General features: G+C 64.8%; 8 protein-coding genes and 1 pseudogene. 4 read left to right on the top strand and 5 right to left on the bottom strand.

Annotated features, from left to right (window positions below; genetic code table 11):
- From ACFC3J_RS18015 to mprF, 3 genes and pseudogenes are all read left to right on the top strand, one after another.
- Nucleotides 1-161 (top strand): annotated as a pseudogene (locus ACFC3J_RS18015) (Rid family hydrolase); the annotation flags it as partial.
- Between the two features lie 189 nt (nucleotides 162-350).
- Entirely contained in the window at nucleotides 351-1,358 is a 1,008-nt protein-coding gene (locus ACFC3J_RS18020) for a virulence factor family protein (RefSeq protein ID WP_375197462.1), read from the top strand.
- Nucleotides 1,355-4,024, top strand: coding sequence for a bifunctional lysylphosphatidylglycerol flippase/synthetase MprF (gene mprF / locus ACFC3J_RS18025; RefSeq protein ID WP_375197456.1), 2,670 nt, complete (start codon nucleotides 1,355-1,357; stop codon nucleotides 4,022-4,024). Before ACFC3J_RS18020 ends, mprF begins: the two co-directional genes overlap by 4 nt.
- Before the next feature lie 113 nt (nucleotides 4,025-4,137).
- Here the strand turns inward: mprF and ACFC3J_RS18030 are convergent, their stop codons facing one another.
- The 3 genes from ACFC3J_RS18030 to rpoZ all read right to left on the bottom strand — a co-directional run bounded on the left by ACFC3J_RS18030 (nucleotide 4,138) and on the right by rpoZ (nucleotide 5,663).
- Nucleotides 4,138-4,683, bottom strand: coding sequence for a hypothetical protein (locus ACFC3J_RS18030; protein ID WP_375197457.1), 546 nt, complete (start codon nucleotides 4,681-4,683; stop codon nucleotides 4,138-4,140).
- Between the two features lie 73 nt (nucleotides 4,684-4,756).
- A complete protein-coding gene (locus tag ACFC3J_RS18035; RefSeq protein ID WP_375197458.1) occupies nucleotides 4,757-5,128 on the bottom strand; it encodes a hypothetical protein in 372 nt (123 codons plus the stop codon).
- Nucleotides 5,129-5,318: 190 nt separating this feature from the next.
- Nucleotides 5,319-5,663, bottom strand: coding sequence for a DNA-directed RNA polymerase subunit omega (gene rpoZ / locus ACFC3J_RS18040; protein ID WP_176592107.1), 345 nt, complete (start codon nucleotides 5,661-5,663; stop codon nucleotides 5,319-5,321).
- A gap of 124 nt (nucleotides 5,664-5,787) precedes the next feature.
- Here rpoZ and ACFC3J_RS18045 point away from each other — a divergent pair, with 124 nt between their 5' ends.
- A complete protein-coding gene (locus tag ACFC3J_RS18045; RefSeq protein WP_375197459.1) occupies nucleotides 5,788-6,987 on the top strand; it encodes a phosphatidylserine/phosphatidylglycerophosphate/cardiolipin synthase family protein in 1,200 nt (399 codons plus the stop codon).
- 155 nt (nucleotides 6,988-7,142) lie between these two features.
- Here the strand turns inward: ACFC3J_RS18045 and ACFC3J_RS18050 are convergent, their stop codons facing one another.
- Together ACFC3J_RS18050 and ald are read right to left on the bottom strand one after the other, a co-directional pair.
- Nucleotides 7,143-7,973 (bottom strand): sulfite exporter TauE/SafE family protein, encoded by an 831-nt coding sequence (locus ACFC3J_RS18050; protein ID WP_375197460.1) that lies wholly within the window; start codon nucleotides 7,971-7,973, stop codon nucleotides 7,143-7,145.
- Nucleotides 7,974-8,305: 332 nt separating this feature from the next.
- Nucleotides 8,306-9,292: alanine dehydrogenase (ald, locus tag ACFC3J_RS18055; protein ID WP_375197461.1), on the bottom strand; the 987-nt coding region annotated here is incomplete at its 5' end.

A 9,292-nucleotide genomic window follows, 5' to 3' on the forward strand; every position in this document is an offset into this window, starting at 1 on the left:
GCGGCTCGCTCGACGACATCGTCAAGCTCAACGCCTACCTCACCGATTTGGGCAATTTCGCCGTGTTTAACGAAGTGATGGCCGAATATTTCACCCAGCCCTATCCCGCCCGCGCCGCCATCGGCGTGGCCGCCCTGCCCAAAGGCGTGGTGATCGCCCTGTCCGGCCGTCGGGGGTGGGACGGGAACAGCGCCGGTTTCGCCCGCCGCCTCGCCGCGCGCGGCGCGCTGGTGGCGGGCGTCTCCACGCCGGACTTTCTGAAGGCGCTCGACGGTTCGAAGCGGTGCATCAACCCCAATTACGGCATCCTCAGCCTCGCCCGCGACCTGCAACATCGCTTCGCCCTGCCCATGTATCGCAAGCCCGTCCTGATCGGGCGCGGGGAGGGGGCGGCGCTGGCCTATGCGGCGCTCGCCTCCGGCCCGAACGGCGCCTATGCCGCCGTGCTGTCGGACGATTTCACCCCGATCCTGCCCGGCGCGCGGAGCTGGTGCCGCTCCGGCAGCCTGAAGATCGCGGCGATCAGGCGTCCCTACAGGGGCTGGGCCTTCGCCCCCAGCCGCAAGCTTCCTTCGCCCTGGATCGCGCTGAGCGACGGCGGGCGCAAGCGGCTTCCCGCCTTCGTGGCCCGCACCGGCAGCGGCAGGCTGCTGTCCCGCCCCGCGGAACAGGGCGACGCGGCGCTGCTGTCGCAGGTCCAGCCATGGCTTACCCCGATGACGGGCAGCGTCGCGCTCCCGGTCGACCTGCCCATCACCATCGTCACCGATCCCGCCGCGCCGCGTACCGGCATGATGGCGGTGATCTATTCCGGCGACGGCGGCTGGGTGGGTCTGGACAGGGATGTGGCGGCGCAGCTGGCGCATGCGGGCATTCCCGTGGTCGGCGTGGACAGCCTGTCCTATTTCTGGAGCCAGCGCACGCCGCGGGGCGCCGCGCATGATCTGACCGCCATCATCCGCGGCTATTCGCAGCACTGGCAGCGGCGCAGGGTGCTGCTGGTCGGCTATAGCTTCGGCGCGGACGTGCTGCCCTATATCGCGGGCAGCCTGCCGCCGCCGCTGCGCGCCCGGATCGAGCGGATATCGATGCTGGGCCTCAGCCCCTCGGCCGATTTCCAGTTCCACCTGTCGAGCTGGCTCAACATGGATGCGACCCGCCAATATCCGACGATCCCGGCGATCATGCGGCTGCGCGGCCTGTCCCTGCTCTGCGTCAGGGGCGCGCAGGAAAATGACAGCGCCTGCCCGGCCATCCCCGCAGGCCTTGCGGATGTGGCGGTGGTGCCGGGCGGCCATCATTTCGACCGCAATGCGCCGCTGCTGGTGAACCGGATGCTCAGGGGACTCGTGATATGACGCTGCAAGCCCAAAAAATCGGCAGCTGGATGAAGGCGAACAAGGGCGCACTGACCCTGTCGGTCATGCTGGCCGTGGCGGCGCTGGGGCTGGCGGCGCTGCACGGTCTGCTGGCGCAAGTGCGGCTGCACGACGTTCGCCATGCGGTCCATGCCATCGCCGGCTGGCGCCTTGCCGTCGCGCTGGCGCTGACGGCGGCGAGCTATGTCGCGCTCACCTTCTACGATTATGTCGCGCTTCGCATCATCGGCCGTCCCTTGCCCTGGCGCACGGCGGCGCTGGCCTCCTTTTGCAGCTATACGCTCAGCCACAATCTCGGCCTCTCGCTGCTGACCGGCGGATCGGCGCGCTACCGCATCTATTCGGCGGCGGGGCTGGAGGGCGGCGACATCGCCCGCATCATCGCCTCGGCGGGCCTGTCCTTCTGGGGCGGGGTGCTCGTGCTGGCGGGCGCCCTGATGCTGGTGCATCCCGCCTATATCGCGGTCATGGGCGTGACGCTGGGCCTGCCGGTGCAGCGGGTCGCCGGAGGCGCGATCCTGCTGGCGGCGCTGGGGCTGCTGGCCGCCATCGGCAGGGGAGGCCGGGCGCCGTGCTTCTTCGGCTGGACGCTGGCCCTGCCCACGCGGGGTCAGGCGCTGGCGCAGATCGGCGTCGCCTGCATCGACCTTGCCGCCGCCAGCGCGGCCCTGTTCATCCTCGTGCCGGGGATCGCCCCCACCCTCTATCCGACGCTGTTTCTCGCCTACGCGCTGGCGATCATCGTCACGCTGGTCAGCCATGTGCCCGGCGGCATCGGCATATTCGAGGCGGTGATCGTCGCGACCCTGCCCGATGTCGACCGGCCCAGCCTGCTGGCGGCGCTGATCGCCTATCGCCTGATCTATTATCTGATCCCGCTGCTGCTGGGCGTGGTCGCGATCGCGCTGCATGAGGGCAATAGCTGGCGGCATCCCGTCAGCCGCGTGCTGGACGGCGCGCAGTCGGCGGCGTCCGGCATGGCCCCGGTCATGCTGTCGCTGCTGGTCGCGGTCAGCGGCGTGATCCTGCTGGTTTCCGGTGCGCTCCCCGCGATTCAGCACCGCATGCACATCGTCACCGGCTGGTTGCCGCTGACCTTCGTCGAGGCGTCGCATTTCGCCGCCAGCATCATCGGCACGCTGCTGATCCTGCTCGCTTCGGGCCTCTACCGCCGGCTGGACGCCGCCTTCTGGATGACGCGCAGCCTGTTGCTGGCGGGTGCCCTCTTCTCGCTCATCAAGGGCCTTGATTATGAGGAGGCAATTGCGCTGCTGATCACCGCCGCATTGCTGCAATGGACGCGGGGGGCCTTCTATCGCCGCACCCGCTTCACCGCCGAAGCGCTCAGTCCCGCCTGGGTGGCGACGCTGGCGGTGGCGGTGGGACTGTCGCTCTGGATCGGCTTCTTCGCCTATAAGCATGTCGAATATCAGAACGACCTCTGGTGGCATTTCGGACCGAAGGCCAATGCCGCCCGTTTCCTGCGCGCCGGGCTGGCGAGCGCGATCCTGGTCGTCGCCGCTGCCTTCTGGCGCATGTTCCGGCCGGCAGGCGCGCCGGGCGGCGCCGACCGGCCCTCCACCCGCCCGAGCCGGGAGGCGCTGGCGCTGGCCGAGCGCACCGATGCCTTTCTGGCGACGACCGGCGACAAGCTGTTCCTGACCTCGCCCACCGGCCGCGCCTTCGTCATGTATCAGGTGCAGGGGCATAGCTGGATCGTCATGGGCGATCCCGTCGGCGACCGGGAAGAATGGCCCGACCTGCTCTGGCAGTTGCGCGAAAGAGCGGATGCCGAGCAGGGCAGGCTGCTGCTCTATCAACTCAGCCTCAATGCCCTGCCGCTGGCCATCGACCTGGGCCTGGCGATCGTCAAATATGGCGAGGAGGCCCGCGTCGACCTGCACCGTTTCACGCTCGACGGTCCCGACGCCCGGCCGCTGCGCTATGCCGAGCGCCGCGCGGTGCGAGAGGGAGCAAGCTTCGACATCATCCCCGCCGCGCAGGTGCCGATGCTGCTGCACGAACTGGAACATGTTTCCGACCAGTGGCTGGCCGCCAAGGGCCATGGCGAAAAGGCCTTCAGCGTCGGCCGCTTCGACCCCGCCTATATCGCCGCCTGCGATTGCGCGGTGGTGCGGCAGGAGGGACGGATCGTCGCCTTCGCCAATATCTGGGCGACCGCCAACCACCGCGAGCTTTCCGTCGATCTGATGCGGCATGCGTCGGAAATGCCCTATGGGACGATGGATTATCTGTTCATCCACCTGATGCTCTGGGGCCGGAGCCAGGGCTATGACTGGTTCACCCTGGGCCCTGCTCCCCTGTCAGGGCTGGAGGCGCGGCGCCTGTCCCCCTTCTGGGCCAAGGCGGGCGCCTTCTTTTTCCGCCATGGCGAGAGCTTCTACGGTTTTGAAGGGTTGCGCGCCTATAAAGACAAATTCGGCCCGCGCTGGGAGCCGCGCTTTATCGCCGGGCCGCGGGGCATTTCCATGTCGCGCGCGATGATCGACCTGCAAAAGCTGGTCGGCGGCGGCCCGGGCAGCGCCGCGAGCCGGACGCGGCGGCGCCGATCCATCGCAAGCCCCACGCCGGATAAGGCCGATGAAGACGGGGCGCAGACCAAAATCCTCGACATGGCGAAATGATCTCGGCGCATGGATCGCGCATGCCATAAAACGGGCGGGAGCGTTGATGGGTGGATGGCATACAGTCCCATTTTGAGGAAATAGCGATGAAAGCAGACGGGGGGTCGAAGCCCTTAGTCTATATGGTCCGGGATAGAATGAACGGCATCCTCGCAGGTTTTCCACTGTCCTGCCCAGTCCCGATAGCGCCGGATTCTCAGGATGACTGCAATGCTATCGAGCCGTCTCTGCATATCGAAGATCGCAATTTGACATACGCCGGATTTCGCAAGTTGGCTAACTGCGAGATGGAGCGTCTCTAATCCCCCGTCATCGGGAAGGCGCATGGGAAAGAAAGAGCCCATGCTGTCCAGCAGACGGCTCTGTCGATCTGGATATATCAGGTGTTGGCGAAAGTCTTTGATTTCTTGATCGCCGATCATCCAACGCTTTTGCGCTATATCAAATACAGGCAACTGTTGCCGCGCAATGGTCGATGACGCTTGCCGGACTCCTATGATGATTTCGGCTTCCACAGTCACTAAAGGAGGCCGCATCCAATATGCCACCAACAGGGCATCGACCAGCACTGTCAATCCGAGAATCCCGACTAACACCCCCCTCCTCGGCATCCATTTCAACAATGGCATAAATGAGGGAGCCTTATCGTCGATCTTCATGTCTCTTGTTCGGGTAGGATCGTGTCCGCTATCAAAGGGTGACGCAAGACCAAAAAACGGCCTTGAATGGTCGTCACCCCTCGTCTTGTGGAAGCGACCAACAAGCAGGCAGATTGACAAAGTAGCCCCATTCACTCCACGGCGCGGCTTCGCTTCCTACCACCCGTGAGACTAGCCCCCATTCCGGTGGATCAGGAAATCCGTGCCACGCAAGCTGGATGAGCAATAGCTGCTCGCCCTCATGCTCGGCGAAATATTCGACATCGCGAGATATATGCCACTGCTTATTCAGCCCGAACAGCTTCCCGTTAGGAGGGATGGTGCCGACTGCCTGCCAATGGATAGGTTTATCAGAGCGCTCGCGATAACCTTTGAGTTGGGCGTCGGCGATCTCGTCGCTGGCGTCCCACGGCGCCGCTTCCCAGTCGTTAGCCGCGCTGTTCATTCGTCGGCGCTGGCGCATAACTCTTCCCTAGGGTTCGATTGAGAGACTGGACCAATGACTACTTAGGGGCAAGCTGGCCATGCCTCTTTTGCCCAATAATGGTCGCTTACCGTCATAGGGCGAAAAGTCGAAGCCCGGTCCTACTTGCGCAGGCCGGGCCTCATTCCCTCTCCAAACTGGTCAGGTCGGATCAGCCGTCGTAATCGCCGCCGATATTCTGGTTGCGCGGCGGGGCAGCAGCGGTCAGGCGCAAGGCCTCTGCCGACTGGGCGATCGAACCGATTTCGTCCGGTGTATCGTCGTCGTCGATCTGCACCTTCTGCAGCGAGGCGACGAGCGAATCATGCAGATCCACCGGCAGGATGGTTTCCTCCGCGATCTCACGCAGGGCGACGACCGGATTTTTGTCGCGGTCGCGGTCCAGCGTCAGTTCCGCGCCGCCCGAAATCTCACGGGCGCGCTGCGCGGCAAGCAGAACGAGGTCAAAACGGTTGGTAACCTTGTCGACGCAATCTTCGACGGTAACGCGGGCCAAAAGGGCGCTCCTGAACAACCAATGAAAAGTCGTGAAACCGCCGCCTAACAGCGCTTGTCGGAAGAGTCAATGAAAAGCCCATAAAGTCATGGTCAGCCGCCGGGAATGAGGGCATGAAGGGATTATGGCGACCATCCGACAGGCAGAGGGGGATGAGGGGGACGACCGCATCAGCCTGTCGCTGCACGGCAACCGGCTTCGGGTGGTCGAAACCGGCGCGGCATTGCGTCAGGCCCTGGTCGATCTGATCGACGGCGCGCAAACCAGCCTGAAACTCTATTATTATATCTTCGCGGGAGACAGCAGCGGGCAGCTGATCCTCGACCGGCTGATCGCGGCGCGGGAGCGTGGCGTGGCGGTCACGCTGATGGTGGACGCCTTCGGATCGGCCGATACGCCTGCCCATTTCTTTGATCCGCTGGTGGCGGCGGGCGGGCTTTTCGGCCGTTTCGGGGCGCGGCGTTCGACCCGCTATCTGATCCGCAATCATCAGAAACTGGCGATCGCCGACGACCGGCGGCTGCTGATGGGCGGCTTCAACGTCGAGAACGGCTATTTCGGGATCCCGCCGGAGGATTGCTGGTATGATCTTGGCCTCTGGGTCGAAGGTCCGCAGGTGCAGGCGATGACCAGCTGGTTCGCCCAGCTCTGGCGCTGGGTCTCGACCCGCAAGCAGCGCTTCCGCACGCTGCGCCGGATGGTGCGCAACTGGCACCCGCCCCACCCTGGCGCTGACGAGCCGTTGCGCTGGGTGATCGGCGGCCCGACCCGTCGCCTCAGCCCCTGGGCGCAGATGGTGAAACATGATCTGGAGCGCGCCGGGCGGCTGGACATGGTGGCGGCCTATTTCTCCCCGGGGCGGGGGATGCTCAAGCGGCTCGCCCATGCCGCGCGCAGGCAGGGTTCGCGGCTGATCCTGCCGTCGCGCTCCGACAATGGCGCCACCGTTGCAGCGGCGCGGCTGCTCTACGGTCCGCTGCTGAAGCGCGGCGTGGAGATTTTGGAGTATCAGCCCTGCAAACTGCATATGAAGCTGATCGTCGTGGACGACGCCGTTTACATCGGATCGGCCAATTTCGACATGCGCAGTCTTTTCCTCAACCTGGAGATCATGCTGCGGGTGGAGGATGCGGGATTTGCCCGGTCGATGCGCGGCTTCATCGACCGTCGGGCAGAGGAAAGTCGGCAGGTGACGCTGGAAACGCATCGCGCCCAGCGCAGTCTGCCGACCCTCATCAAACAATGGATCAGCTATTTTCTGGTCGGCGTGCTGGATTACACTGTGACGCGCCGGTTGAATTTCCGTGATCCGGACGCCGATTGACGGCCCCGCCCGCAGACCCGCACCTCACCGGTCCGATAGCCCTTCTCGCGCATTTCCTTCGCATGATCGTGACGCGCATCGGCGGGAGGGGGCATGGACACAAAAAACCGCCCGCGGCCAGTGCGGCGCCGCGGGCGGTCGGGGGGGAAGCAGGATCACATCCTGATGGCGTTGCGGAACATCACGAAGGCAATGATGACCAGATAGACGCCGAAGACTTTTTTCAGCGGCGCGGCGGGCATGGCATGCGCCACGGCCACGCCCAGCGGCGCGGTCAGGATCGACATGGAAGCGATCGCCAGCGTCGCGGGCACATTGACATAGCCCAGCGATCCCCAGGGCAGACCGGTCTCCTTGAGTCCGATCAGGGCGAAACCGATAGCGCTGGGGATGGCGATCAGCGTGCCGATGCCTGACGCGGTGGCGATGGCGCGGTGGATCGACCGGCCGCAGAGCGTCATGACCATGATCGCGATCGTGCCCCCGCCAATGCCCAGCAGCGCGGAAAAGGTGCCAAGCCCCCCGGCGATGCCCACCCGTGCGATGCCCGACGGCATGGTGTCGCTGATGACCTTGCCGCCCACCTTTGGCAGCAGGAAGTTGAGCGACATCAGGAACACGCCGACCGCGAAGATCATGGTCAGGATGTGGCCGTCGACATGACCCGCCAGTAACACGCCGACGCCGTCGCCCAATATGATCCACGGCGCCCATGTCTTCAGCACCTCAAATTCCACCGCTCCGCGCTTGGCATGGGAGAGGAGGGAACGGATCGATGTGACGATGATCGTCGCTGCCGAGGTGCCGATGGCCACATGGGCAATGGCCTCATGGGTGCCGCCCAGCAGCGGCAGCACCACGAACAGCGCGGGCACGACGACGAAACCCCCGCCAATGCCGAAAATCCCTGCGGCAAAGCCCGCGAACAACCCCGCGCCCAGCATGGCGGCGAGGGGAATGAGCCAGCTCATCATATCACCCTGCATCAGCGCTGCCCCTCTGTCCGAGCCTTGAAGGCCATGCGGAAGACAATGCCTTGCCGGAGCAGGGCGGCGGGAGCTGTGCGATCGACCATGACGGAAACCATGCCTCTCTTCGGCGGAAACTATCGAAAGGGGGGCGATCAACAGCCCCCTCATCCCGCCAAACGAACGAGGACACAGAACCCGCAAGGCCTCAGCGATATTGTGGTCGAGAAGGCGGAATGGGCGAGTTCAGGGCAATGAGCCCCTCCCCTTCAGGGAGGGGAAGCTTTGCCGTTCGCAATTGTCCAAAGATCAGACACTTTGGTCTTCGATCACGATCCCTGGGCAAACCTCTATTTGATGGCCTGTTCCGCCGGGGTGAAAGGCAGCCCCAGCTCCTCCGCCACCGCGCGATAGATAATCTGCCCGGCGCACACGTTCAGACCTTCCAGCAGATGCCGGTCCGCGCGCAGCGCCTCCTTCCATCCCAGATCGGCGATGTGCAGCGCATGGGGCAAGGTTACATTGTTGAGCGCATAGGTGCTTGTCCGCGCCACTGCGCCGGGCATGTTCGCGACGCAATAATGGACGATGCCGTCGACGATATAGGTGGGGTCGTCATGGGTGGTGGGATGACTGGTCTCGAAACAGCCGCCCTGGTCGATCGCCACGTCGACCAGCACCGCGCCCTTCTTCATGGTCCTCAGCATATCCGCCGACACCAGCTTGGGCGCGGCGGCACCGGGGATCAGCACCGCGCCGATCACCAGATCGGCCTCGGCCACGCATTCCGCCAGATTGGCGCGGTTGGAAAAGCGCGTCTTCGCCCGCGCCTCGAAATAGATGCCCAGCCGCTCCAGCACTTCCGGGCTGCGGTCGAGAATGGTGACGTCCGCGCCCAGCCCGGCCGCCATCTGCGCCGCGTTGAAGCCGACCACGCCGCCGCCGATCACCGCGACCTTGGCGGGCAGCACACCGGGCACCCCGCCCAGCAGCACGCCGCGTCCGCCATGCACCTTTTCCAGCGCCGTCGCACCGGCCTGAATCGCCATGCGCCCGGCAACCTGGCTCATGGGCTTGAGCAGGGGCAGCCCGCCATTGTCGTCCGTCACCGTCTCATAGGCGATGCACACCGCCTTGGAATCGACCAGATCCTTCGTCTGCTCCGGATCGGGCGCGAGGTGCAGATAGGTGAACAGGATCTGGCCTTCGCGCAGCATCGCGCGCTCGATGGACTGCGGCTCCTTGACCTTCACCACCATCTCGCATTCGGCAAAAATTTCGGCGGCAGTCTCGATCAGCTTAGCGCCAGCGCGCTGATAATCGCTGTCCTTGGCACC

The organism is Sphingobium sp. (genome assembly GCF_041987595.1).
GTDB lineage: Bacteria > Pseudomonadota > Alphaproteobacteria > Sphingomonadales > Sphingomonadaceae > Sphingobium.